Annotated in this window: 25 protein-coding genes; 2 read left to right on the forward strand and 23 right to left on the reverse strand. The window is 63.1% G+C overall.

All coding sequences use genetic code 11. The features are described from left to right. Positions 1 to 43: 43 nt before the first annotated feature. The 17 genes from H0274_RS12310 to H0274_RS12390 all read right to left on the reverse strand — a co-directional run bounded on the left by H0274_RS12310 (position 44) and on the right by H0274_RS12390 (position 16,372). Positions 44 to 892: an HAD-IIA family hydrolase gene (locus tag H0274_RS12310; protein ID WP_226795762.1), complete on the reverse strand. Its 849-nt coding sequence runs from the start codon at positions 890 to 892 to the stop codon at positions 44 to 46. 15 nt (positions 893 to 907) lie between these two features. Continuing rightward, a complete protein-coding gene (locus H0274_RS12315) occupies positions 908 to 2,368 on the reverse strand; it encodes a biotin carboxyl carrier protein (protein ID WP_226795763.1) in 1,461 nt (486 codons plus the stop codon). 4 nt (positions 2,369 to 2,372) lie between these two features. Beyond that, on the reverse strand, positions 2,373 to 2,849 hold the full coding sequence (locus tag H0274_RS12320) for an acetyl-CoA carboxylase biotin carboxyl carrier protein (RefSeq protein ID WP_226795764.1): 477 nt from the start codon (positions 2,847 to 2,849) through the stop codon (positions 2,373 to 2,375). Next, positions 2,846 to 3,895, reverse strand: coding sequence for a PEP/pyruvate-binding domain-containing protein (locus H0274_RS12325; RefSeq protein WP_226795765.1), 1,050 nt, complete (start codon positions 3,893 to 3,895; stop codon positions 2,846 to 2,848). The genes H0274_RS12320 and H0274_RS12325 overlap by 4 nt, the downstream gene beginning before the upstream one ends. 4 nt (positions 3,896 to 3,899) lie before the next feature. Beyond that, positions 3,900 to 5,741, reverse strand: coding sequence for a PEP-utilizing enzyme (locus tag H0274_RS12330; protein ID WP_226795766.1), 1,842 nt, complete (start codon positions 5,739 to 5,741; stop codon positions 3,900 to 3,902). A gap of 159 nt (positions 5,742 to 5,900) precedes the next feature. Then, positions 5,901 to 6,905: a helix-turn-helix domain-containing protein gene (locus H0274_RS12335; RefSeq protein WP_226795767.1), complete on the reverse strand. Its 1,005-nt coding sequence runs from the start codon at positions 6,903 to 6,905 to the stop codon at positions 5,901 to 5,903. 340 nt (positions 6,906 to 7,245) lie between these two features. Further along, on the reverse strand, positions 7,246 to 8,232 hold the full coding sequence (locus H0274_RS12340) for a helix-turn-helix transcriptional regulator (RefSeq protein ID WP_226795768.1): 987 nt from the start codon (positions 8,230 to 8,232) through the stop codon (positions 7,246 to 7,248). A 20-nt stretch (positions 8,233 to 8,252) separates the two neighbouring features. Further along, entirely contained in the window at positions 8,253 to 9,095 is an 843-nt protein-coding gene (locus tag H0274_RS12345; protein ID WP_226795769.1) for a beta-etherase, read from the reverse strand. Positions 9,096 to 9,179: 84 nt separating this feature from the next. Next, positions 9,180 to 9,926 carry a 3'(2'),5'-bisphosphate nucleotidase CysQ gene (locus H0274_RS12350; RefSeq protein WP_226795770.1) on the reverse strand — a complete coding sequence of 249 codons (747 nt, stop codon included), beginning with the start codon at positions 9,924 to 9,926 and terminating at the stop codon, positions 9,180 to 9,182. Positions 9,927 to 9,936: 10 nt separating this feature from the next. After that, a complete protein-coding gene (locus tag H0274_RS12355) occupies positions 9,937 to 10,185 on the reverse strand; it encodes a DUF2061 domain-containing protein (RefSeq protein ID WP_226795771.1) in 249 nt (82 codons plus the stop codon). A gap of 26 nt (positions 10,186 to 10,211) precedes the next feature. Further along, complete coding sequence (cysN, locus tag H0274_RS12360) at positions 10,212 to 12,149, reverse strand: sulfate adenylyltransferase subunit CysN (RefSeq protein WP_226795772.1); 1,938 nt, start codon at positions 12,147 to 12,149, stop codon at positions 10,212 to 10,214. Continuing rightward, on the reverse strand, positions 12,149 to 13,111 hold the full coding sequence (gene cysD, locus H0274_RS12365) for a sulfate adenylyltransferase subunit CysD (RefSeq protein ID WP_226796154.1): 963 nt from the start codon (positions 13,109 to 13,111) through the stop codon (positions 12,149 to 12,151). Before cysD ends, cysN begins: the two co-directional genes overlap by 1 nt. A 54-nt stretch (positions 13,112 to 13,165) precedes the next feature. After that, positions 13,166 to 13,942 (reverse strand): enoyl-CoA hydratase-related protein, encoded by a 777-nt coding sequence (locus tag H0274_RS12370; RefSeq protein WP_226795773.1) that lies wholly within the window; start codon positions 13,940 to 13,942, stop codon positions 13,166 to 13,168. A gap of 14 nt (positions 13,943 to 13,956) precedes the next feature. Next, positions 13,957 to 15,084 (reverse strand): enoyl-CoA hydratase/isomerase family protein, encoded by a 1,128-nt coding sequence (locus H0274_RS12375; RefSeq protein ID WP_226795774.1) that lies wholly within the window; start codon positions 15,082 to 15,084, stop codon positions 13,957 to 13,959. A gap of 22 nt (positions 15,085 to 15,106) precedes the next feature. Continuing rightward, a complete protein-coding gene (locus H0274_RS12380; RefSeq protein ID WP_226795775.1) occupies positions 15,107 to 15,409 on the reverse strand; it encodes an I78 family peptidase inhibitor in 303 nt (100 codons plus the stop codon). Between the two features lie 12 nt (positions 15,410 to 15,421). Further along, positions 15,422 to 15,904, reverse strand: a complete 483-nt coding sequence (locus H0274_RS12385; protein WP_226795776.1) for a hypothetical protein — start codon at positions 15,902 to 15,904, stop codon at positions 15,422 to 15,424. Positions 15,905 to 15,988: 84 nt separating this feature from the next. Next, positions 15,989 to 16,372, reverse strand: coding sequence for a Rid family hydrolase (locus H0274_RS12390; RefSeq protein WP_226795777.1), 384 nt, complete (start codon positions 16,370 to 16,372; stop codon positions 15,989 to 15,991). A gap of 173 nt (positions 16,373 to 16,545) precedes the next feature. Between H0274_RS12390 and H0274_RS12395 the strand changes: the two genes are divergently transcribed. Next, positions 16,546 to 17,496 (forward strand): TauD/TfdA dioxygenase family protein, encoded by a 951-nt coding sequence (locus tag H0274_RS12395; RefSeq protein ID WP_226795778.1) that lies wholly within the window; start codon positions 16,546 to 16,548, stop codon positions 17,494 to 17,496. 40 nt (positions 17,497 to 17,536) lie between these two features. Here the strand turns inward: H0274_RS12395 and H0274_RS12400 are convergent, their stop codons facing one another. The 6 genes from H0274_RS12400 to mce all read right to left on the reverse strand — a co-directional run bounded on the left by H0274_RS12400 (position 17,537) and on the right by mce (position 22,914). Then, positions 17,537 to 19,528 carry an acetyl-CoA carboxylase biotin carboxylase subunit gene (locus tag H0274_RS12400; RefSeq protein WP_226795779.1) on the reverse strand — a complete coding sequence of 664 codons (1,992 nt, stop codon included), beginning with the start codon at positions 19,526 to 19,528 and terminating at the stop codon, positions 17,537 to 17,539. Beyond that, positions 19,528 to 19,773, reverse strand: a complete 246-nt coding sequence (locus tag H0274_RS12405) for a hypothetical protein (RefSeq protein WP_226795780.1) — start codon at positions 19,771 to 19,773, stop codon at positions 19,528 to 19,530. Before H0274_RS12405 ends, H0274_RS12400 begins: the two co-directional genes overlap by 1 nt. Beyond that, positions 19,770 to 19,880 (reverse strand): biotin carboxylase N-terminal domain-containing protein, encoded by a 111-nt coding sequence (locus H0274_RS12410; RefSeq protein ID WP_226795781.1) that lies wholly within the window; start codon positions 19,878 to 19,880, stop codon positions 19,770 to 19,772. Before H0274_RS12410 ends, H0274_RS12405 begins: the two co-directional genes overlap by 4 nt. Before the next feature lie 106 nt (positions 19,881 to 19,986). Further along, a complete protein-coding gene (locus H0274_RS12415; RefSeq protein ID WP_226795782.1) occupies positions 19,987 to 20,217 on the reverse strand; it encodes a hypothetical protein in 231 nt (76 codons plus the stop codon). Next, positions 20,214 to 22,505: a methylmalonyl-CoA mutase gene (gene scpA, locus H0274_RS12420; RefSeq protein WP_226795783.1), complete on the reverse strand. Its 2,292-nt coding sequence runs from the start codon at positions 22,503 to 22,505 to the stop codon at positions 20,214 to 20,216. Before scpA ends, H0274_RS12415 begins: the two co-directional genes overlap by 4 nt. Then, positions 22,498 to 22,914: a methylmalonyl-CoA epimerase gene (gene mce, locus H0274_RS12425; RefSeq protein WP_226795784.1), complete on the reverse strand. Its 417-nt coding sequence runs from the start codon at positions 22,912 to 22,914 to the stop codon at positions 22,498 to 22,500. The genes scpA and mce overlap by 8 nt, the downstream gene beginning before the upstream one ends. Positions 22,915 to 23,036: 122 nt before the next feature. Between mce and H0274_RS12430 the strand changes: the two genes are divergently transcribed. Then, positions 23,037 to 23,288, forward strand: coding sequence for a twin-arginine translocase TatA/TatE family subunit (locus tag H0274_RS12430; protein ID WP_226795785.1), 252 nt, complete (start codon positions 23,037 to 23,039; stop codon positions 23,286 to 23,288). Positions 23,289 to 23,361 lie beyond the last annotated feature (73 nt).

The following is a 23,361-nucleotide window of genomic DNA, read 5'->3' on the forward strand; positions in this document are numbered from 1 at the left end:
GAGCTTTCGTGGAGGGATTGCGCCATCGATGGGCGATCGCTGCCTATACGAGCAAGCCCATGTCGAGAATCGCGTCGATGTGATCGATCACGCGGTGCGGTGCGCGTTCGGCGGGCTGCGCGGCCCATTCATCCAGCGATGTGGTGCCGGTGGTTACCCCGATGCCGATCGCGCCGCCAAGACGGGCCATTTCCGTCTCCACTTTGGGATCGTCGCCGATCACTGCCACCTCATGCATGGCAAGGCCAAGCTGGGCGGCAACAAACTCCATCGCATGGAGCGACGGTTTGCCGGTAACTTCCGGTTCCACACCGGTCACACGGGCCACGGCACCGCCGATCGCGCAGCTATAGCCGAAGGACCGTCCGCTCTGAGTGGCGAAGAAGGGCACGTCCGATGCCGTGAAGAAGGCGGCGCCGCGCAGCACCGCTTCGCAAGCGGCGTGGATATCGTCCATCGTGCAATTGGGATGCCATGCGACATAGACCGCATCGGCACTGGCGGCACCTTCATCGCCGGCCATAATTGTGTTCATTCCCTCTCCGCGCAGCGCTTCGGCCACGCCTTCGGTGCCGAGTACCAGCACGCGTTCCACGCCGCGATTCCTGAACACGCCGCCGGCCACGCTGTTGGGCGTGAACAGGTTTTCGTCGGGGATCGGCAGGCCGATTTCGCGGAGGCGCGGGGCCTGGCGGCTTGCCGGATAGGCGCTGCCATTGGTGAGAGCGAGATAGGGAATGCCGCGGTGCCTCAAGGCTTCCAGCGTTTCCACTGCGCCGGGCAGCACCTTGTACTGGCCAAGTTCGCGGTTGGAGAGAATGAGCGTGCCGTCCAGATCGAACATCACGCCGCGCGCCGTGCCGATGGGTTCTGCGAATTGGGAATGGGGCATGGGGGTTTTCCGTTATCAGGCTTCGACGTCGAGGCGGAAGCCTTCCTTCTCGACGGTGATCTGGGTGAGGTCGCGGCGGGCAAGGACGCCCCGGATGAGATCCATCACGGCGCGGGTCTGCGGGTTGTAAATGCGTTCGGCGGGTCCGGCGGCCTGCATCGCGTCCACCAGATTGGCAGGCATGGTGGCGCGCAGGAGGAATTCTTCATCCGACAGGTTGGTGCCAATGCGCTTCCGCAGGTCCGAAAGTTCGGCCATGCCCGGTTCCGCCGCCAGTTCCTTGGTGCGCGGATCGGACATGATCCGGTCCATCAGATTGGGATCGACCGGCTGCATCGGGCGGCCGAACTTGCCGATGGCGAAGCGGATGATCTCGTCCGGGATTACGGCGTAACGTTCCTTACCGGTGACATTCATCACTGCCTGTGTTTGCAGCATCTGGGCGAAGGGCGTCATCACGATAGGCCAGCCCAGCTCGCGCCGGACCCGGCCCAGTTCCTCGATCACGGCGCCTTCAAGATGGGGGACGCGTTGGTCCGACAGATGGCGGCGCATCGTGCCGACCATGCCGCCCGGCAGATTGTGATGGAAATAGGCCGCATCGAACGGCATCGGGTGGCCGGTGGGCAGCCCCTCCGCATCTGCCAGGGCAGTGAAGTAATCGCAGACTTCGGCCACGGCATCGTCATCAATGTCCACCGTGTGCCCCATGGCGCGCAGATTGGCGATCATGCGCTGGATCGGCGGATTGGAAGTGCCATCCGCCGCACCGCCGCTGGCGCATTGCAGGGCCGTTGCCCCTAATTCGACGCCTTCGAGATAGGCCTGCTCGGCAAGGCCGATGGTGCAATGGGCGTGAAGCTCCAGCGGCTTGTCGCCAATCTCGGCCATGATCGCGGGGATCAGGGTCTGGGCGCGCTTGCTGGTGAGCAGCCCGCCCGGGTCCTTGATATAGAGCGCGTCAATGTCGGGGCTGGCGGCCATGATCCGCGCGGCTTCCGCATAATGGGCGTCATCGTGGATCGGGCTGATCGTATAGACAAGCGCGCCTACCACCTGTTCGCCGCCTGCGCGCTTCACCAGTCGGGCAACCTCCACATTGGAGGGCGCATCGTTCATCGGATCGGCCAAGGCAAAACGACGGATGCCGTTGCGCGCCAGCGTGCGGAAGGCCAGTTCCATGAATTCCGGGCTGGCCGTTTCCCAGGCGATGAAGCGGAAGCCGGTGGAGAGGAATTGCAGCGGCGTAGTGGGGCAGGCCTCTGCCATGGCGCGTATCCGTTCCCACGGATCTTCCTGCTTGTAGCGAACGGCCACGCCCATATGGGTGGAGGTGGTGAAATCAATCGCCTTGAAGCCGCAGCGCTCCATCACCGGTGCGATGGTGAGCGTGCGAGCCGTATCGACGCCCAACGCACCCCACAGGCATTGATTGCCGTCCCGCAGGGATGTCTCGACGAGCTGGACCCTGGCCATCGCTTTAGCCTCCTGTCTTTACGCGGAGGAGAGGCTGGCCTTCTTCCACGGAAGTGCCGTTCTGGGCGAGGATGGCGATCACGGTGCCCGCCACGCCTGCGCGGACGGAGTTCATCAGCTTCATCACCTCGATAATGCCGATCACGCTGTCCTCATTCACCAGATCGCCCACCTTCACGAAAGGCGGATCACCGGGACGAGGGGCGGAATAGAAATTGCCGAGCAATGGCGCGGGCACGTCAACCTCGCCTGCCGCCGGTCCTGATGCCGCAGGCAGCGGCGTGGCTGCGGGTGCTGGGGCCGGACTGGTGGATGCGGCCGGTGCGGGGGTGCCGATCATCTCGTCATCGTGGAAGTGGCGGCCGGACCCACCTCGGCTGACACGCAGCTTGAAGTCCCCGATCTCCAGCTTGAGTTCCGAGAACTGGGATTCGTCCAGCAGCCGGGTGATTTCTGCGATGTCCTTCGCTTTGAGGATCATCGGCGGCCTCCGAAGATATTCATCACGTGGTTCAGCGGATTATCTTTCTTTTCGGCCACGGGAGCCACTTCCTTTGCTGACCAGACGGTTTCAGGGCGGCTCTGCAGCAGCAGTATGTTGCCCTGCTTGTCGACGGCCCATTCGATGTCCTGCGGGCGGCCGTAATGGCGCTCGATCCGGCGACCGACTTCGCGCAGGGCCTGCAATTCGTCGTCGGAAAGGCTGGGGGCTTCCGCGTCCACCTTGTCCAGCTCGACTTCCACGATGCCGCCCTCCGGCGCAGGCACCTGTTTGGCGTGCTTGTGCGAAATGTCGCGCACGCTGATCTCCCCGGTGATCTTGCCCATCACCCAGCGATCGGGCGTGACTTCACCGGAAACGACCGCGCTGCCCAGGCCCCAGGCGCCTTCGATGGTGATGACCGACTTGTCGCCGCTGGTAGGCGAACGAGTGAACATCACGCCTGCCGTGCGGGCATCCACCATCTGCTGGACCACCACAGCCATCGCCACGCCTTCTTCGGGCAGTTTGTGCTTGAGGCGATAGGTCATGCTCTCCACCGAGTAGAGGCTACCCCAGCATTCCCGCACGCGGTGGACAGTTTCCTCGGGGGTCAGCACCCACAGGAACGTGTCCTGAAGCCCGGCGAAGCTCGCGTCCTCGGCATCTTCCGTCGTCGCGGAAGAACGGACGGCCACTGGCACCGACCCGCCGCCGCACAATTCGGCATGGGCGGCAAGGATCGCCTGTTCCACTTCGGCGGGCAGGGGTTCTTCCACCACCCTGCGGCGCAGCTCCTGCGACAGGGCAGTCACCGCTTCCAGATTGGCCGGCTCCAGTCGTTCGACCTTGTCGCGCACACTGTCACGCGCTTCGAGTGCCTTGAGGAACAGCTCGAAGGCATCAGTGGTGACGACGAAGCCGGGCGGCACGGCAATGCCCGCGCTGGTCAATTCGCCCAGACTGCCGCCTTTGCCGCCCACGGTGGGGCGATCATGGATGCCGACTTCGCTGAACCAGGCGACCGATTTCACTTCACTGCTCATTGCGTCATGCGTCCTCAAGCACCGTTTCCTCGTCGAGGATGGTCACGGTGCCGCGGCCGCCATCCACCCGGATGCGCTGGCCGTCCTTGATCTTCTGGGTTGCGGTGCCGGTGCCGACCACGGCGGGCAAGCCGTACTCACGGGCAACGATGGCCATGTGGCTCATCGATCCGCCAATGTCGGAAACGGCGGCGCTGATCTTCTGGAAGATCGGCGCCCAGGTGGGATTGGTCACCTGGCAGACGAGGATGTCGCCTTGCTGCAGACGGCCGATTTCCTCGACGGACTTCACCACGCGGGCAGGGCCTTCGACAACCCCATGACAGGCGGCGAAGCCCTTGAGTTCCTTCGAATCCGCCTCGGCATCGGCGTTGAGCCAGGTGTCGAGATTGTCGCGGGTGATGCCCCACAGCATGACGATGGCCGGATCGTCGATCGAGTCCGGAACATTGCCCAGCGCCGGCGGAGTGGGATGCTTGGCCCATTCCTGGATTGCGGCGGCGCGCTGCTTGACGATGGCGGGCCAATATTTGGGGCCGCGCGGCTCGGAGCCGATGCCCCAGGAGAGCATCAGATCAATGATCGCGCTTTCCAGTTCGTATTGGGTGAGATGGAACACGTCCTCCTCCTTCTCGAAGAAGCCGTGATCGCGCAGCAGGGCGCCGAATTCGCGGATCTTGTTGAAGAACAGGTTGGTGTACCAGTGCTCGCAATAGAACTTGTGCCCCTCAACATAGGGGAACACGCGGTGGGCGAGGTGGATCAGCTGATCGTAGGTTGCCTTGTCCTCATCGGTGTCGAGCAGGTCGCGATAGTCCGCCACCAGCTGTTCGCGTTCCGATATGAGCTGCCCGGTGGGCCGCTCGATATTCGTGCCCGCCTTCACCTTCTCGATATAGCCCGGCAGGGCGGCGAAGGGCAGCGAGAGGTCGTCGTTCCAGCTGCGGTGATAGTGATAGAAGCCGTCACCGGAGCTGACGTTGAACCAGGGGTTGCGGCTTGCTTCCAGCTCGTCGAGCCAGGCGCGGCCAGCCTCGCCCAACTGGTCGAGCGCTTCCAGCACGTCGTCGATATACATGCCGTCATGGAACTTGTCGTCCACGCCCAGTTCCACCGCGCGGCGGGCGAGGCGCTTCACTTCCTCGTCGGGGCGGAAGATTTCCGCCTCCATGCCGGCAACCATGCGGCTGATGGTCTGGTCGGAAATCTCGGGGAAGGCCTTCTTGCAGAAGTCGAAGAAGGTCATGTAGGCGCCATAGCCGAGCAGCAGGAACTCGAAGTGGTGGTGCCACATGCGGTGGTACCCTTCGATCTGCTTCTGGTAGATGTCGAGCAGCGCATGATTGGCGGCCACGCCCTTGCCGGTGTGGGTCGTCTCCAGCGGCTCGTAATCGGGCAGGGAAGGCTTGGGCAGCGCCTGCGCATCTGCGATCAGCGCCTTCATCTTCTCCTTCCACTGGTCGTACAAAGTCTCCCAGTGTTCGTAATAATAGAAGGCGCGCTGCTGGAATTCGCCCACGCGTTCCTCGATCTCGGCCGGATCGGTTACCGCGACGCCGCCGATATAGACGCGGCCGTTGATGACCCGGTGGTCGATCCCCTTGGCGGTGGGCAGCACATGGACGCGGGTGTTGAAGGCGCCCAGCGCGACATAGGCCGCCTCTGCCGTGATCATGTCGAAATGATGCATCGGCTCGGGGAAGTGCATCGAATTGTAGAACCAGAACCGCTCGTCATCTTCCGGCGTGAACTGGGTGTAATAGGGATAGGCGGCCTGGGCGGCTTCGGTGCCCGGCACTACCTTCAGGGAACTCGGCAAGGGGAAACCCTTAGCTCCATCGGCCATTTCCAGCATCCTCCAATTTTCCCGATCCGCACGGTCAAAAAGCCTGCGGTTCTATCTTATTGATTCTTACATACCGCGTCGGTTCCCCACACGGTAGGATTCAAGCACATCAGGAATGAGACAAAAGCACAATGCAATTGTCTAGTTTTGGGGAGGATATCAGGATTGGGGTGCGTGACCGGCCCGCCACTCGCGCGGCGTGATGCCGAAGCGTTTGCGGAACAGGCGCGAAAAATAGCCCGGGTCCAGAAAGCCGTTGCGATAGGCGATCTCGGCGATCGGAAGGCTGCGAGCGCGTGGGTCGGAAAGCATGTCGCCCGCCCGTTCTAACCTCGTGGCGTTGAGTTCCTGCACGAAGCTGGTGCCGCTCGCGGCCAGCAACGTCTGAAGATAGCTTCTGGAAATACCGCAATCGGTTGCTACGCGATCGGGCGTCAGGTCGGGATCGGCATAGTCGTTCTCGATCCTGCGCAGGATGAGCCGGGCGAGCTGGCCGCGATGGCGGTTGCGCGGAGGGTTGGTGTCATTCGCTTCCAGCACTCCGGTTGCCAGAGCCAGCAGATTGCCGATCTGCTCGGCAATCAGGGAGCGCGGCAGAGTGCTGGCCTTCAGGCGGCTGGCGAGGCATTCGAGCAATGCGCCGAGCGGGGCGCCCCATCCTTCCCTTGTGTCGATCGGCCGTCCGAGATGGATGCCGACATCGGGCAGGTATTTTTCGACCCAGCTTTGCGGCATCATCAGATCCAGCGCGCGATGCTCGGTCTCCATTTCCATCTGGTAGAAGCGCGTATTGTCGAGCAGCACGAATTGCCCGGTTTCCAGTGTGAAGCGCCGGCCGCCCATCAGCGTCTTCATCGCACCCTGTTGCGAATAAACGAGCTGGATGGAAGGCGTGGCGCGCATGGCTGCGCCTTCTGCGCCCGTATGGGTCACGCGCTGGGCGGGGGCGTGGAGCTGGAGGAGGCGCAACTGGCCGATACCATGGCTGACCCAGCGAGCGGCGAAACTGTCAGGATCGAAGACGGTAACCTCGATCGGGGCAATCGTGCTGGCGGCCCAGTGGCGCCATTGATCGATTGCATCGCGCATGGCGAGGCCGGACGAACTCCACTCCCTGTCGTCCTCCGCCTGCCTGTCGCGCTTGGTTCTGTCCCGTTCGGTCACTTTGTGACTATCGCATGGATCGCATCCATGCGCCATTCGGGCAACTGGATGACGGACCGCACGAGCGACCTTAACCAGGTGGAAAGAACGGGGGGAGGGGGAGTCCCCCCGTTCAGTTACGGTTTTCCCTCCCGCCCTGCACCAGGCTCGGCTTGCTTGTCACGTCGCAAGTCTTCGCGGCTGGGCGATGTCTTTATGGGCGGTCGTTCGTGCGATCCCGAAAGGCCCTACGGGCAGCTTTCGTCGGCGTAGATAGTGCATTTGGGTTCGTATTAGAAAGGACGCAAGCGCACGGGAATGAGGATAAACGCGCATGCGTGTTCGTCCAGCAGGGGTGAAGTCAGGCCAACTCGCGCCACATGCGGGGGGTCGCATTGAATCGTTTGCGGAACTGGCGCGCGAAATATCCGGGATCGAGAAAGCCGCAGCGATAGGCGACTTCCGCCACGCTGAGCGCCCGGGTCGCTGGATCGGTGAGCAAAGCACTCGCCTTGTCGAGCCGCACGGCAGTCAGTTCGCGGACGAAGCTCGTCCCCGCGCCTGTAAGCAATGCCTGCAGGTAGCGTTTGGATATGCGCAAATCGGCGGCCACCCCTTCGGGCGACAATTCGGGATCGGCGTAGTCGCTTTCGATCCGGCGCATGATCTGCTGTGCGAGCCGCGCGCTGGGGCGGATTGCGACCGTTTCCCGCACGCCCAGGGCCAGAGCGATCAGATGGCCGAGCTGTTCTGCCACTAGAGTCCGGGGTTGGGGGCAATTATCGCCCTCCCGCGCGATCGTGAGCAACATTGCGGCAAGGGGCGGGGCCCAGCCGCGATCCATCGGCATCGGCCTGCCGAGATAGGAAAGCGGATCGGGCAGGAACTGGGCAAGCCATGGGTAGGGCATGATGAGATCCACCGCTTCGTGCTGGGTATACATGTCCAGCTCGAAGCGATGGGAATTGTCGATCAGGGCGGATTCGCCCGGTTCTACGTGAAAATCATACCCTTCCGCGCGGGCACGGAACGCGCCTCGGACGGAGTAGATCAGGTGGATCAGATGATCCGCTGCGGCCAGATCCTGAACTATCTCCCGATGGACGACCTTCTGGGGCGGTGCGATCAGGTGGAGCAGACGCAATTGGCCTACGCCCCTGCTGACGAGCTGGGCGGCAAAAGGCTCCTGGCTGTGCAGGGTGATCTCGACTGGGGATTCTTTCAGCCCCGCGAAATAGTTGCGCCAGCGCTTGGCGGCTTCCTCGGAGGAGAAATCCTCCGAGGTCCATTGTTCATTCTGCCCGGTCGCACCGTTGTCTGGTTCGACCGGGGGATTCTTGCCGTTCATGGTGCCAGCCGGGCAGGAGCTTAGTCCGCCGCCAAGCCCTGCGTGATGCGTTGCGTTTCGGCGCTGGTCGATGCCGGGCCGGTATTGCGCTTGTGAATGCCGCCCTGGCCCTGGGGAGCGAACAGTTCCGGATCGCCTTCGCGCTGCTTGAGGCCGAATAGCGGGAAGAGGCCGGGATGGCGGCCGAGGCCGTCATAAAGATCGAGGCAGCGCTCGATCCAGTCGCGCAGCGGATCGTCATCGGCGAATACCGGGCTCGTCTGGCAGACCGATGCCGTGAACAGGATCGAGCCGAGAATTCGGTAATCCGCGTAATTCGGCTGCGATCCGCCCAGCCACTTGGTTTCCCGCAGGGCGATGCGCAGCGGCTCCAGCTCGGCGGAAATCTTCGGCAGGCGGTCTTCATAACCGGCCTGCATTTCCTCCAGCTTCATGCCCAGCATGATCTCGCGCGAATGGGTGATGTATTCATGGTCTTCGGGGTTAGCCAGATTGCGATAATTGGCGCAGAAGCAGCGCATCCACGGGCCGGTCGCGACCTTCCAGAACCAGGCATCCAGCGCGCGGGTCACGGCTGCAACGCTTTCATGCGGGATCAGCATGGGCCGTGCGGGATACTCGGCATCGAGATATTCGACGATGCCCCAGCTATCGAGCACCCATTTGCCGTCGTCCACGATTGCCGGAAGGCGTTCCGAATGGCCGCCGGTGCGCTCGGGAATGCCCGTGAAACCGCCGGGCACCACATCAAGATCGAAACCCTTGTGCTTCAGCGCATATTTGGTCGCCCACACGAAGGGGCTGATCGTTGCCCCGGTGGAAAGAGCAAGGTCGTAAAAGGTGATCGTGTTGTTCTTTGCCAAGGTGGCTCTCCCAATGGACTCGATAGGTGCCCTGGCCCAGTGCTACGCTCGCACTGCGCCCTTGAACACTGACATATCGCAAATTCAGTCCGGGGATACCACCTGAGCGACCGATTTCAGCACAGGCTCCGCCCATTCGGGGCGGCAGATCAGCAGGTCGGGCATATAGGTATCGGCCTGATTATAGACCAGGGGGCTGCCATCGATGCGCGAACAATGCAGGCCGTGAGCCTTCGCGACGGCCACTGGGGCGCAGCTGTCCCATTCATACTGGCCGCCGGAATGCAGATAGATGTCCGCCTCGCCCCGGATCACCGCCATGGCCTTGGCCCCGGCGGAGCCCATCGGCACCAGCACGCCGCCGAGCATCTCGGCCACGGCCAGCGCCTCTGCGGCCGGGCGGGTGCGGCTTACCAGCAGACGTGGCGGCCCGCGATGCTCCGGCAGCGGAGCGGGGCTGTCGCTGCGGAATATTGTGCCGTCGCCAAGGCCGGGCAGGGCGACCGCGCCCAGCGTGGCCACGCCATCCACTGCCATTCCGACATGAACGGCCCAGTCACTGCGTTCCTCGCCATACTCGCGGGTGCCATCTACCGGATCGACGATCCACACGCGTGATTTGCCCTGACGTTCGGGATTGTCTTTCTCTTCCTCGGAGAGGAGCCCGTCCTCAGGCCGCTGCGCGCGCAGGGCGTGGACAAGAAACTGGTTCGCCACCTGATCGCCGGCCTTGCCCAGCGCCTTGCCCTCGAACATTCCGCTGGTCCGGACTTCCAACAGGATACGTCCGGCAGTGATGGCCAGATGAGCGGCGAGTTCGGCGTCTGTCATTGCGATATTCTCAGATCTTGGTGGCCGGATCTTCCGGAACCTGTTTGAAGCCCCAGGTCACCGAGCTCCATGCCCGCTCGTGGAAATAATAGAGAATCATCTTGGTGATCACCTCGGTCGAGGCAATCGCACCCGCTGCTTTCGGGCTGCCGGTGAACAGCCACGAAAGCAGGAACGTGTCGATGCTGCCCAGCACGCGCCAACTGATGGCCTTCACCACCGAGCGGCTATGCGCTTCGCGTCCCTGGAAGAGGAACATGCCCCCGTTCCCCCCTCAGGCGTCCGTCACAGGTCGGGCGTCCACACGCCCAGAATACGCTCGGCGATAAGATCCGCGGCGGCTTCGGGGCTGGTCGTGGTGGTGTCGATGCGAATCTCGGGTTTCTCCGGCGCTTCATAGGGGCTGTCGATCCCCGTGAAGTTCTTGAGTTCGCCGCTCCGCGCCTTCCTGTAAAGGCCCTTCACGTCGCGCTGTTCCGCCACGCTCAGGGGCGTATCGACGAAGATTTCCACGAACTCGCCTTCCGGCAGCATGGAGCGCACCATCTCGCGTTCGGCCCGGAAGGGGCTGATGAAGGCGGTCAGCACGATCAACCCGGCATCGGCCATCAGCTTGGCCACTTCGCCCACGCGGCGGATATTCTCGATCCGATCCGCCTCGGTGAAGCCAAGGTCCTTGTTGAGGCCATGGCGGATATTGTCGCCATCCAGCAGGAAGCTGTGCTTGCCCAGCGCGTGAAGCTTCTTCTCCACCAGATTGGCGATGGTCGATTTGCCCGAGCCCGAAAGGCCGGTGAACCACAATACGGCGGGCCTCTGGCCCTTCAGTGCGGCATGTTGTTCCCGACCGACCTCCAGCGCTTGCCAGTGGACGTTCTGGGCGCGGCGCAGGCTGAAATGGATCATGCCGGCGGCCACGGTAGCATTGGTGATCTTGTCGATCAGGATGAAGCCGCCCAGCGTGCGCGAATCCGAATAGGGCTCGAACGTAAGCGGCCGGTCCGTGGTTACTTCCGCCACGCCGATGGAATTGAGCCGCAGCGTCTTGGCCGCGAGATGTTCCATCGTGTTGACGTTGATCTCATATTTCGGCTCCGCCACCGTCGCGGTCACGGTTTGCGTCGCCAGTTTCAGCCAATAGCCCCGGCCGGGGATCATCGCCTCATCGCTCATCCACACGACGGTGGCTTCGAACTGGTCGGCAACCTGCGGCGGATTATCGGCAATGGAGATCACGTCGCCACGGCTGCAATCCACTTCATCCTCAAGCGTAAGGGTGATGGACTGCCCGGCCACAGCCACATCCAGATCGCCATTCAGGGTGACGATGGATTTGATCCGGCTGGTCTTGCCCGAAGGCACGATGCGCACTTCCTTGCCGGGCGAAATCTCGCCCGAGGAGATCAGGCCGGAAAAGCCACGGAAATCGAGATTGGGGCGATTTACCCACTGCACCGGCATGCGGAAGCTCTGCGCCTGCGCGACGGTGTCCGCGATCTCCACCGTTTCCAGATGGTGGATCAGGCTGGGGCCTGCATACCACGGCGTATTGTCGGACGGTGCGACGGTGATGTTGTCGCCCTTGAAGCCGGAGATGGGGATGGGCGTGAATTCCTCGATCCCGATTTCCCGCGCAAACGCGGCATAATCTTCCACGATGCTGTCGAACACGGCCCGGTCATATCCCACCAGGTCCATCTTGTTCACGGCCAGCACCAGATGGCGGATGCCGATCAGATGGGCGAGGTAGGAATGGCGCTTGGTCTGCGTCAGCACGCCCTTGCGCGCATCGATCAGGATCACGGCGAGGTCCGCCGTGGAGGCGCCCGTCACCATGTTGCGGGTATATTGTTCGTGGCCGGGCGTATCCGCCACGATGAACTTGCGCTTCTCCGTCGCGAAGAAGCGATAGGCGACGTCGATCGTGATGCCCTGTTCGCGTTCTGCGGCGAGGCCGTCCACCAGCAGGGCAAAGTCGATATCGCCCCCTTGCGTGCCCACGCGCTTGCTGTCCGCTTCAAGCGCGGCCAGCTGATCCTCGAAGATCATCTTGGAATCGTAAAGCAGGCGGCCGATCAGCGTGGACTTGCCGTCATCCACCGACCCGCAGGTGATGAAGCGCAGCATGCTCTTGTTCTGATGCAGCTCGAGATAGGCGTCGATATTCTCGGCGATCAGGGCGTCGGTCTTGTAGATGGGATCGAGAGCGGCGGGATCGGTCATCAGAAATATCCCTCCTGCTTCTTCTTTTCCATCGAGGCATCGCCCCCATCCTTGTCGATCACGCGGCCCTGCCGTTCGCTGGTGGTGGTCAACAGCATTTCCTGCACCACTTCGGGCAGGGTGCTGGCGGAACTCTCCACTGCGCCGGTCAGCGGGTAGCAGCCCAGCGTGCGGAAACGGATGGAGCGCATCACGGGCTCTTCGCCCGGCAGCAGCGGGAAGCGGTGATCATCCACCATCAGCAGCAGTCCGTCACGCTCCACGGTGGGGCGGGGGGCGGCCATGTAAAGGGGCACGATCTCGATCTGCTCCTTCATGATGTACTGCCAGATATCCAGCTCGGTCCAGTTGCTGATCGGAAAAACGCGAATGCTCTCGCCCTTGTTCTTGCGGGCGTTGTAGAGGTTCCACAGTTCCGGGCGCTGGTTCTTCGGGTCCCAGCCGTGCGACGCGGTGCGGAAGGAGAAGATGCGCTCCTTGGCGCGGCTCTTTTCCTCGTCGCGGCGCGCACCGCCGAAAGCGGCATCGAAGCCGTATTTGTCGAGCGCCTGCTTCAGCCCTTCCGTCTTCCACATATCGGTGTGGAGCGGACCATGGTCGAACGGGTTGATCCCGCGCTCTTTCGCTTCCGGGTTCTGATAGACGATCAGATCCATGCCGGACTGTTCGGCCATCTTGTCGCGCAGGGCGTACATGTCCCGGAACTTCCACGTCGTATCGACATGGAGCAGCGGGAAGGGCGGGGGCGACGGATAGAACGCCTTGCGGGCAAGGTGCAGCATCACTGCGCTGTCCTTGCCGATCGAATAGAGCATCACGGGGTTCTGCGCTTCGGCCACGACCTCGCGCAGGATATGGATGCTTTCGGCCTCGAGCCGATCAAGATGCGTCAGTTGCTGCATAATCGCATCGGCACATGGCTTGTGCTGCGAGCGGGGGCAAGAGCGCGGCGGGGCAGAAATTCTTTGCGGGGGGCAAACTGTGGCTAGGTCTGCCCCTTCGCGCGGTTCGCCCGCTCACCGGCCGGTGAACTGCGCGGGGCGCTTCTCGGAAAAGGCGGCCATGCCTTCCTTCTGGTCTTCCGTACCGAACAGCCCGGCGAACAGGCGGCGCTCGAAAGCGAGGCCCTGACCCAGCGGGGTCTCGAAGGCGGCATTGACCATTTCCTTGCAGGCCATGGCGGCGAGCGGCGGCATGGCGGCGATCTTGGCTGCCGCCTTCATGGCCTCGGCCAGCAAGTCGTCAGCTGGAACCACGCGGGCGACGAGGCCGGCGCTTTCCGCCTCCGCAGCATCCATCATCCGGCCGGTCAGGCACATTTCCATCGCTTTGGCCTTGCCCATCGCGCGAGTGAGGCGCTGCGATCCGCCCATGCCCGGCGTGATGCCCAGGGTGATTTCCGGCTGGCCGAACTTCGCGCTGTCGGCCGCGAGGATGAAATCGGCCATCATTGCCAGTTCACAGCCACCGCCCAGCGCATAGCCCGCCACGGCGGCGATCCACGGCTTGCGAGTGGCGACCACGCGGTCATAGCCCGCGAAGAGATCGGCCCCATACATGTCGGCAAAGCCCTTGGCGGACATTTCCTTGATGTCAGCCCCGGCGGCGAAGGCCTTTTCGCTGCCGGTGAGGACGAGACAGCGTTGCGCCGGATCGGCTTCATAGGCGGCAAATGCCGTGACCAGATCGGCCAGGAGCTGGCTGTTGAGTGCGTTGAGCGCCTGCGGCCGGTTCAGCGTCACCAGCGTGACGGCGCCCTGCTGTTCGACGAGGATAGTCTGATATTCGGCCAAGGCTTGTTCTCCGTTCAGGCCAGCGGCGCCCACTCATCCCCATGCGGGAGCGGGGCGAAGATCGCATCCAGCTTGACCTCGCTTATGCCTTCGGGCGTCGCGGGATTCCAGCGTGGAGCATTGTCCTTGTCCACCAGCACCGCGCGCACGCCCTCGGCAAAGTCGGGCTCGGCGATCATGCGTGCGGCGAGGCGATATTCGATGCGCATTTCCTCGGCGAAGGCTGCTGCGTCGTCCCGGCGAATGCCGGGATCGCGGCCGGTCTGTTCCACTCCGCCGGCCAGCGGCCTCGGGTCAAGCTCGTGACGACGCCGGGCCTCAGCGATCTGCCGCAGGGCGACCTTCATGGTCAGCGGGCTCTTGGAACGCAGGGTCGCGAGTTCCTTACCCGCCCATTTCGAATCGTCTGCCTCCAGCGCGGCGAGGATGTCCTCCAGCCGGTCGGAGGCGAAGAAATGGTCGATCTTATCCGCATTGCGGGTGAGGCGCGCTTCGGGCGGCTGGACGGAAAGCTCGTCAAGGATTGTGGCGACAGCATCCGGCGCGGCTATGATCCGCGCCTTGGCCTGTGCCAACGCATCGGAGGGCAGGTAATGGGTGGCAAGCCCCGCCCAGAGGCATTCCGCCCCATCCAGCCGCGCGCCGGTCAGTGCCAGAAATGGCCCGATCCGACCGGCAAGGCGCGAAAGATACCAGCCCGCGCCGACATCGGGGAACAGGCCGATGGCCCCTTCCGGCATGGCGAACAGGGTGTTCTCGGTCGCCACGCGGAATGTCGCGGGCATGGCGATGCCCACTCCGCCGCCCATGGTGATCCCGTCCATGAAGGCGACCACGGGCCTGGGATAGGTGAACAGCAAATGGTTGAGGCCATATTCCTCGCGGAAGAAGGCGCGACCCGCTGCCCCGCCATCTTCCAGCACAGACCGACGCACCGCTGCCACGTCTCCCCCGGCACAGAAGCCCCGGCCTTCGGCGTGATCGATCAGCACAGCCTGAACTGCGGGATCGTCGCGCCATTCCAGCAGCACCCGCTGCATGGCCTCGACCATGTCGAGCGTGAGGGCGTTGATCGCGCGGGGGCGGGCGAGGGACAGATGCCCCACGCTGCCATGGATGTGGTGGTGGATATTCTCGCTCATCGCCGGGGAGATAGCGGGCCGATCAGGTGCACGAAACCCGTTCGATCACCATGTCGTCATCATAGCTCACGGTCAGGCGGTCAGGCCGGAAATCCATCGTTACCGCGCTGCGCGGAGGAACCCAGCGCAGGCTGCGCGCTCCGGTGGCCTTGAGCAATGCCGCGCCGACTTCCGCCGTTGCCTTTTGCCCTACATAGGGCTGCCCCGCTTCCGCTTTGCATTCCGCTTCAACCGGAGGGGAAGCGGGTTCCTCCGCGCCGGTGGTTGCGCAAGCCGAGAGAGCGAAAGCCGCGGCGATGGCGGGAAGGGGGGCAAGTCGTTTCATGGGGTACTCCGATCAGGGGCAGCGATCATATCGCAAAGGCTCCGGCATGGCACCCTCCCCATGTTCGGTGCGGACGAGCTGGCGGCCATTTTCCCGCAACAGCAATTCCTCATCGCGCGTCCAGCTCATCCCTTCTCCCGTATAGTCGAAGACCGCTACAAAGCGGTTTTCGTCAGCTTCCCGGGCTGTCTTGAGCGTTCCGACCGACTCATAGAATTTCATCTTCTCCGGGCCGATCACGAGTAGTCCCTTGGCATCGCCGCGCGTGGATGTGCAATCGGCCGGAACCAGGCCCCAGCGTCCCTGCATTCCGGCCGGAATTTCATCCGGCAATACGGCAGCATCTGTCGTGGCGGATGTCCGTGGGGCTGCGAGCGTTTCAGGAGTTTCCGTGGAGGCATCCTGATCGGGCCCGGCGGTATTCTCCGTGTTGTCGGAGCCGCTGCAGGCAGCAAGGGCGAAGGCCGAGAGGGTGGCGAAAAGGCGCAGGCTCATTTGCATTCTCCACTCGCGTGCGGATGCATAATCCGGAACATATCAACGCCTTGGCGCCGGGATATTTCCCCAGCACCTGCTCGCTCAGTCTTGCCGGACAACCGCCTCGGCTTCGATCTCCACCTTATATTCAGGCCGGTAGAGCGCAGCGATGGCCACCAGCGTGCCGGTCGGGCAGGCGGCCTTGAGGTGTTTGGAAAAGGCTGCGCTTACGGCATCGGCATCGGCGATGTCGGTCACGAACATCCGCACTCGCACCACATCCGCCATGGAGCCGCCCAGTTCCTCGATATATTCCCCGATCAGCGTGTAGATGCGGTCGGCCTGATCTCCCGCGCTTTCGGCCGGAGGCACGCGATCATCGATTGTGCCGGCCACGATGATGCGGTTTCCATCGCGCAGCGCGCGCGTAAAACCGACCGATTCCTCGAATTTTGAACGCGGCGAGATTCGTTGACGAGTGCTCATGGGTCTTCCTCTCCTTGGTTATCGGCCTATCTATCGTAAAATGGGTCCCGTCGCGCCAGAGGCTCGACGGAAGGGGATGATCCCGGCCGGCTGATTGACTCTGTCCTCGCTTTGGGGAATCGCGCTGCCTCGTTTTCCCCGAAAGGGCTGCGCAAGCAACAGGAGAAGGCCAGATGGGCCTCCAAGTGAAACCGATTCTGCCGAAGTTCGGCGCTGAATGTTCCGGCCTGGACATCACCCGTCCCCTTTCCGCTGAAGAGCTGAAGGAAGTGACTGATGCCATGGATAAATACGGCGTCTGTGTTTACCGCGACACGGGCCTGACCGACGAGCAGCATGTCGAATTCAGCCGCAATTTCGGCTATCTGGAACGGGTTCCCGCGCGGGAGGGCATGAAGATGCGCCTCCCCTTCCGTGAATTGTTCGACGCTTCGAATCTCAATCTGGAAGGCGAGATCACTCAGGATCAGGCCGCGATCCAGTATCGCAAGGGCGACCGGCTGTGGCACACCGACAGTGCCTTCATGGAAAAGCGCACGTCCTTCTCGCTTCTGCTGGCGCATCAGGTGCCGGGCGAAGGTGGCGAAACGTGGTTCGCCGATACCCGCACCGCCTATGAAGACCTGCCGGAAGACATGAAGGAATTCCTGGCCGACAAGGTGGGGGTCAACTCGCTGTGGTGGAGCCGCAAGCAGGCTGGCGCGGATATCACCGAGGAAGAAATCGACGCCCGGCCCAAGGCGCGTCATCCGCTGGTTCACACTCACAAGGGTTCGGGCCGCAAGGCGCTGTTCATTGCCGCCCACACCATGGACATCGAAGGGATGAGCCGGGAGGAGGGACGCTCGCTGATCAGGCAACTGATCGAGCATTGCGCCCAGCCGCAGTATATCTTCAGCGTGAAGTGGCATGTCGGCGATCTGGTGATCTGGGACAATCTGTGCACCATGCATCGGGGCGGCGAGTTCGATTACGAACACGAAAAGCGCGACATGCGCCGCACCACGGTGCGCGAGGGCACCGAGCCTCATACGATGGAAACCGGTGACGATCCCTTTGCCGAGCTGTTCTCCAGCACGCCCAGGACGGTGGATATCGTCAGTGCGCGCGAGGGTGGGCGCTAAGCCGGCCTGATTGATTGGTGCGTGGTTCGGGAGCTGGACGTCAATCCAGTTCCAGAATCACTGCATCCACTGCCAGACTGGCGCCTGCCGAGGCGTTGATCCGACGGATCGTGCCCGATTTCCCGGCGCGCAGAATGTTTTCCATCTTCATTGCCTCCACCGTGGCGAGGGGCTGGCCGGGTTCCACCGCATCCCCTTCGGCAACGTGCAATGCTACGAGCAGGCCCGGCATCGGGCAGATCAGCAGGCGTGATAGATCGGGCGCTTCCTTCTCGATCATATGTGCGCTCAGGGCGGCATATCGGGCGTTCAGGGTGCGCACGAAACGGCTGAAGCCGCGCGTGGCGAGCGTGTAGCCTAGCTTCCGGGGCGCCACCTGAACGGTCAGCGCCGCGCCGTCGAGTTCGGCAAAGATGATCCGCTCGCCCGGCGTATATTCGAAGGCGATGTCCACCGGCTCGCCGTCCACCGTGATCGCATCCTCTTCGATGCTAACCAGATAATCCTGCCCGTCGATCGTCGCCTGCCAGTCGCCCGGAGCGGCAGGCGGGCCGTTAAGTTGCCCTGCAATCCGCCGCGCGCGGTCGGCATCGATGGTGACGATGGTCCCCGCCATGGCGGCAAGGGCCCGGAGCAGTTCTGGCGAGGCAGGAGCGCCCGTGAAGCCTTCGGAATATTCCTCCGCGATGAAGCCGGTGGTCAGCTCGCCCGCGCGGAAGCGGGGGTGCTGCATCAGGGCTGAGAGGAAATGGAGATTGTTGCCGGGCCCCTCGATACGGAAGGCGTCCAGCGCCTGCAGCTGAAGATCGGCGGCCTCATCGCGCGTGGGGGCCCAGGTGATGAGCTTGGCGATCATGGGGTCGTAGAAGATCGAGACTTCGCCGCCTTCGGTGACGCCATCGTCGACCCTGACATAGCCCTGTTCCTCCCCATTCTGGGGAGGCTGATACCGCACCAGTCGCCCGGTGCTGGGCAGGAAGCCGCGATAGGGGTCTTCGGCATAGACGCGGTTCTCGATGGCGCAGCCGTCGATCCCGATGTCTTCCTGCGTGAAAGGCAGAGCCTCGCCCGCCGCCACGCGGATCATCTGTTCGACGAGATCGATCCCGGTGATCGCCTCGGTAACGGGGTGTTCCACCTGCAGGCGGGTATTCATTTCGAGGAAGTAGAAGCTCTCGCCAGTCGGGTCGGCACCGCTGACGATCAGTTCCACCGTGCCCGCGGAATGATAGCCCACCGCCCGCGCCAGAGCGACGGCCTGCGCCCCCATGCGCGCGCGCATTTCCGGCGTGACGAAGGGCGAAGGGGCTTCCTCCACCACCTTCTGGTGACGCCGCTGGATTGAGCATTCGCGCTCGTTCAGATGGACGATATTGCCATGCCTGTCGCCCAGCACCTGAATTTCGATATGGCGCGGGCTTTCGATGAATTTCTCGATGAAGACGCGGTCATCCCCGAAGGAATTGAGTCCCTCGCGCTTCACGCTTTCGAAGCCCTCGCGCACGTCCTGTTCGGACCAGGCAAGCCGCATTCCCTTGCCGCCGCCGCCCGCACTGGCCTTCATCATCACCGGATAGGTGATCTCGCCCGCGATGCGGACGGCGTGCTCGGTATCCTCGATCTCGCCGACGAAGCCGGGGACGACATTCACACCCGCCGCCGCCGCCAGGCGCTTGCTCTCGATCTTGTCGCCCATGGCCGCGATGGCATTGGGCGGCGGGCCGATAAAGGCGATCCCCTCCGCCTCCAGCGCCTCCACGAAGCTCGCCCGCTCGGACAGGAAGCCATAGCCCGGATGGACCGCCTCGGCCCCGGTCTGCTCGCAGGCGGCGATGATCTTCTCTGGCAGGAGATAGCTCTGCGCGGCGGGGGAAGGGCCGATATGCACCGCCTCATCCGCCAGCTTCACATGCGGGCTGCGCGCATCGGCATCCGAATAGACCGCCACCGTGGCGATCCCCATGCGGCGCGCGGTGCGGATGATCCGGCAGGCGATCTCGCCGCGATTGGCGATAAGGATTTTGGAGAACATCAGCGGGCGTCTCTCGTGAAAAACCAAAGCATGACCATGCCGCCCACGAGCACTATTATGAGCGAGCCGGGAAACAGCAGGAAATTGCCGAAATTGTCTTTGCAGCTTGAATCCGCGATGTCGGCGCAATCTCCGAGCGCGGCGCCAATAAGGCCGAATAGGACGATCAGGGTTCCGAGGCTCATGTATAGGACGCAACCGATTTTCTTGCCGTTGCTCAGCATAGGGCGGTTGCTGAAGCTCACACCGATGCCTTCCCCACCAGCAGCAGATCGTGCTGCGGCACCTGCGCGGTGCGGATGATCCGGCGGGCGATCTCGCCGCGATTGGCGATGAGGATTTTGGTGAACATGACGGCTCCTACAAGCCGTCACCCCAGCGGAAGCTGGGGTCTCTGGCGGCTGGGCTGGACCTTGAGGCCTGCGATTCCAGCTTTCGCTGGAATGACGAGGTAAGGGTCATGAAAGGGTGTCCAACGTAAATTGCCTGAGGATTCTGCGCGCAAACCAGTGGCAGAACAGCACACAGATCATACCGAAGAGAATTGCAGGCAATGTGGTCGTCAGCCAGCTTTGCGCTGCTCCGCCAAGACCTTGGCCGACGATCTGGTCGATAATATCCACGATTGCCCAAAAGACGGTGGAGAAGGTGGCAAAGCCCAGAGACGCCCACCGAATCAATCTATTCACGCGTTATCCTCCACCGGCCCCATATTATGCCCCAACAGCCGCAGCATATCCGCCGCGCATTCGACTACATTGCTGCCTGGCCCGTAAATCCCCTGCACGCCTGCCTCACGCAGGAATTCATAATCCTGCGGCGGGATCACGCCGCCGGCGACAACCTTGATGTCGGCGCGGTCTGCTTGGCGCAGATGGCGGATCAGTTCGGGGATCAGGGTCTTGTGCCCGGCGGCGAGGCTGCTGGCGCCCACGGCGTCCACCTCTTCGGCAAGGGCGAGGGCGGCGGTTTCGGCCGGGGTCTGGAACAGGGGCCCGCTGATCACATCGAAGCCCATGTCAGTGAAGGCGCTCGCGATGACATTGGCCCCGCGATCGTGCCCGTCCTGTCCCATCTTGGCGACCAGCAGGCGCGGCTTGCGACCAAGGCGGCGGGTGACGGCTTCCACTCCGTCCAGCACCTGCCGGTAGCGCGGATCGCTGCCATGGGCCGGGCCGTATATGCCGCCGACCGGCTGGGGCTTTGTGCCGTAGCGGCCGAAGGCTTCTTCCAGCGCGGCGGAGATTTCGCCCAGAGTGGCGCGGGCGCGGGCGGCCTCGATGGCGAGGGTGAGGAGGTTTTGAGAAGTATCCGTTCGCCCTGAGCTTGTCGAAGGGCGCGCGCCGTGGGTTCCGTCTGGCTCGACCGTTTGCGCGCGTGCTTCGACAGGCTCAGCATGAGCGGAACCTGTATGGTTGGGCACGCCCCCACCACCACCCTGCAGGTGGTCCCCCTCCCCGTTTCGGGGAGGAGCTTTGGCCGCCGCAGTCAGCGCCGCCAGCGCCGCCCGCACTTTCGCCTCGTCCCGCCCGGCCTTCACGGCAGCAATCCGCGCTATCTGGCTTTCGCGCACCGCGTGATTGTCCACTTCCAGCGTCTCGATCCGCTGTTCCTCGGCAAGGCGGTATTTGTTGACGCCTACGATCACGTCCTCGCCCCGGTCCACGCGGGCCTGCCTTGCGGCGGCGGCCTGTTCGATGCTGCGCTTGGGCATGCCGCTGGCGACGGCCTGGGTCATGCCGCCCATCGCGTCTACTTCGGCGATCAGCTTGCCCGCATCCTCCACCAGAGCGGCAGTCAGCGCCTCGACATAATAGGAACCGCCCAAAGGATCGGCCACGCGGGTGATGCCGCTTTCTTCCTGCAGGATCAGCTGGGTGTTGCGGGCAATACGGGCGGAAAAGTCGGTCGGCAGCGCCAGCGCCTCGTCCAGCGCATTGGTGTGCAGGCTCTGCGTCCCGCCCAGAGTGGCGGCCAGTGCCTCCACCGTGGTGCGGATGACGTTGTTGTAGGGGTCCTGCTCCTGCAAGCTTACGCCGCTGGTCTGGCAATGGGTGCGTAGCGCCTTGGACTTCTCGCTCTTCGCGCCCAGTTCCTCCATCACGCGGCACCACAGCACGCGCGCGGCGCGCAGCTTGGCCACTTCCATGAACAGATTCATGCCGATGCCGAAGAAGAAGGACAGGCGCGGGGCGAAGGCGTCAATGTCCAGCCCGGCTTCCATGGCGCGCTTCGCATATTCCTTGCCGTCGGCAATGGTGAAGCCCAGTTCCTGCACTGCCGTCGCCCCGGCCTCATGCATGTGATAGCCGCTGATCGAGATCGAATTGAACTTCGGCATCTCGGCCGAGCAGAAGGCGATGATGTCGCTCACGATCCGCATCGATGGTTCGGGCGGGTAGATGTAGGTGTTGCGGACCATGAACTCCTTGAGGATGTCGTTCTGGATGGTCCCGGAAAGCTGGGCACGAGAAACACCCTGTTCCTCGCCCGCTACGATGAAGAAGGCCATGATCGGGATCACCGCGCCGTTCATCGTCATGGAAACGGACATCTCGGCCAGCGGGATGCCGTCAAACAGCAGCTTCATGTCCTCGACCGTGTCGATGGCGACGCCTGCCTTGCCGACATCGCCTACCACGCGGGGATGATCGGAATCGTAGCCGCGATGAGTGGCAAGATCGAAGGCGACGGACAGGCCCTTCTGCCCGGCGGCGAGGTTGCGGCGGTAGAAGGCGTTGCTTTCTTCCGCCGTGGAGAAGCCCGCATATTGCCGGATGGTCCAGGGCCGCACTGTGTACATGCTGGCATAGGGGCCGCGGGTGAAGGGGGCGAAGCCGGGCACTCCGGGGTCTGCGGGCGCGTCATCGGCGGTGTAGAGCGGCTGGACCGCGATTCCTTCAGGGGTGTGCCAGATGAGGTCCGCGCCCTTGGCTTCTTTATCCGCGCGGGCCTGCCAGTCGGACTTGTCAGTCATGCTTGGGCGTTTCCATGATTTCGGTCAGCACGCCGCCCATCTCCCTGGGATGGAGGAAGAACACCGGCGTACCATGCGCGCCGATGCGAGTGGGGCCAAGGATGCGCTTGCCTTGGCGTTCAAATTCCGCGCGGGCGGCGGCGATGTCCGGCACTTCGAAGGCGAGGTGGTGCTGGCCGCCTTCGGGGTTGCGTTCGAGGAACTTCGCGATGGGGGAATTATCTCCCAGTGGCTCCAGCAGCTCGATCTGGGTGTTCGGCGTGTCCACAAAACACACCGTCACACCCTGTTCGGGCATGGGAAAGGGGTTGTAAATTCGGGTGGCGCCCATCACATCGCGCCAGAAGGCGACGGAACGGGCGATAGAAGGCGTCGCGACGCCGACATGGTTGAGCGGCCCCAGATACATGACCCAGCCCTAGCGCGATGCGGGCTGGCGGGAAATGGCTAACGCGATTCCTGTCACTTTCCTTGCATGGTTCGGTTATAGGCGCGCCAGAAATACCGACCTAAACGGTGGAGCGATTCGATATGGGTTCCTTTTCCATGGTGCACTGGCTGATCGTGGCCGTGGTGGTGCTGATCCTGTTTGGCCGGGGCAAGATCTCCGAAACGATGGGCGATTTCGGCAAGGGCCTGCGCAGCTTCCGCAAGGGCATGGCCGAAGATGATGACAAGCCGGCCAGCGCCCCCGCGAAGCCGGTGGCGCAGATTGCCGCCGATCAGGCAGATGCCGCCAAGACGACCGGCGAAACGGCGGACCGCACCTCTTCCGGTAACTGAGCTGAGACAATTTGCCCTATGCGCGGGCGGGCCCGGCGGGGCTGACAAGCCGCGCAATCAGCCTTAAGGGCGG

This window comes from Fulverythrobacter ferritrahens (assembly GCF_020539485.1).
Classification (GTDB): Bacteria; Pseudomonadota; Alphaproteobacteria; order Sphingomonadales; family Sphingomonadaceae; genus Andeanibacterium; species Andeanibacterium ferritrahens.